Below are 1391 nucleotides of genomic sequence, written 5' to 3' on the forward strand. Positions count from 1 at the left end.
CTTCCGCGATCGTGATCTGGATGCTCTCGACCCATTCGCGGCGCCACAGCGGCTCGAACAGCGCATTGCCGAAGCGCAGCGCGAGCAGGTTCTGTACCGGCTCCTTGCCGAGGTAGTGGTCGATCCGGTAGATCTGGCCTTCCGCGAAGATCTCGCCGACCGCGTCGTTGATCGCGTTGGACGACTTCAGGTCGTAGCCGAGCGGCTTCTCCAGCACGATGCGCGAGCCTTCGTTCAGGCCGACCGACGCGAGCGCCTTGCAGATCGGCACGAACAGCGACGGGCCGGTCGCGAGATAGAACACGCGGATGCCGGGCAGCGATGCGATCGCGTCGCGCAGCACGACGTAGTCCTCCGCGCGGCCGAGATCGAGCTTCACGTACTCGATGCGGTCGAGAAACGACTTCCAGGCCGCGTCGTCGAACGCGTTGCCGGCCGCCTTCGCCGCATGCGGCTTCACGTGCGTGTCGACCCATTCGAGATAGCCCGCCCGATCCGATTCGTGTCGTGCGACGGCCACGATCCGACCGCCGTCCGCCAGCATGTTCGCACGGTGCGCTTCGAACAGCGCGGGCAGGATCTTGCGCATCGACAAATCGCCGGTGCCGCCGAAAAGTACGAAGGTAAAGCTGGAATCGGTATGCATGTGTCTCCGCCGTGTTGGGGGTGCTGGAAGCGATCCGTAGTGCGATAAAAATATTTTTGACACTGAATTGTAGTTTAACTACAATCCGCCGCAAGGGGTAGCACCTGGGTGAAGAAAAAAAGAAGTGCGGTCGATGAACTGCGCGAGCTTCGCCTTCGGGAGCGCCTTGTGCCGAATGGTATCGGACATTGACGGAGCGCATCATTGCGCGCCGTCGCCCCCGGGCTCGCGCCGCAGCATCGCGGTGGGCCAGAAACACAAAGAGGAGACACGCCGTTGAATCTCGATTCACGCTTTCTGTAAGAGCCCGGCCGGTCATCGGCCCCGTACGCTGCATGCGTCCCGCGGCTCGATTTCCCCGTCGTTTATCAAGAAGCCGGTTCCCCGTCGGGGAACCTCACGAGTTGATTCAGTCTGGAGGAGATAAGTAATGAAAGTTCGCTCGATCATGGGCGCGCTCTGCGCCGCGGGTCTGATGGCTGGCGCCGTGGCGGCGCAGGCAGCCGAGAACGTAACCGTGCTGCACTGGTGGACCTCGGGCGGCGAGTCGAAGGCCGTCGGCGTGCTGAAGGACGACCTGCAGAAGCAGGGCTACGTGTGGAAGGACTTCGCGGTCGCGGGCGGCGCCGGCGCCGCGGCGATGACCGCGCTGAAGACCAAGGTGATCAGCGGCGATTCCCCGTCGGCCGCGCAGATCAAGGGCCCGCTGATCCAGGACTGGGCCGACCAGGGCGTGCTCGTCAAC

The 1391-nt window shown here is 63.6% G+C and carries 2 pseudogenes; one reads left to right on the forward strand and one right to left on the reverse strand.

Annotation, left to right across the window (positions count from 1 at the left end):
* Nucleotides 1–646, reverse strand: a pseudogene (locus tag JMF90_RS37120) (glucose-6-phosphate dehydrogenase); the annotation flags it as partial.
* 430 nt (nt 647–1076) lie between these two features.
* On the opposite strand from JMF90_RS37120, the pseudogene JMF90_RS37125 reads away from it, so the two are divergent.
* Nucleotides 1077–1391 (forward strand): annotated as a pseudogene (locus JMF90_RS37125) (sugar ABC transporter substrate-binding protein); the annotation flags it as partial.

The organism is Burkholderia sp. E168m23 (genome assembly GCF_016586125.1).
Classification (GTDB): Bacteria; Pseudomonadota; Gammaproteobacteria; order Burkholderiales; family Burkholderiaceae; genus Burkholderia; species Burkholderia orbicola.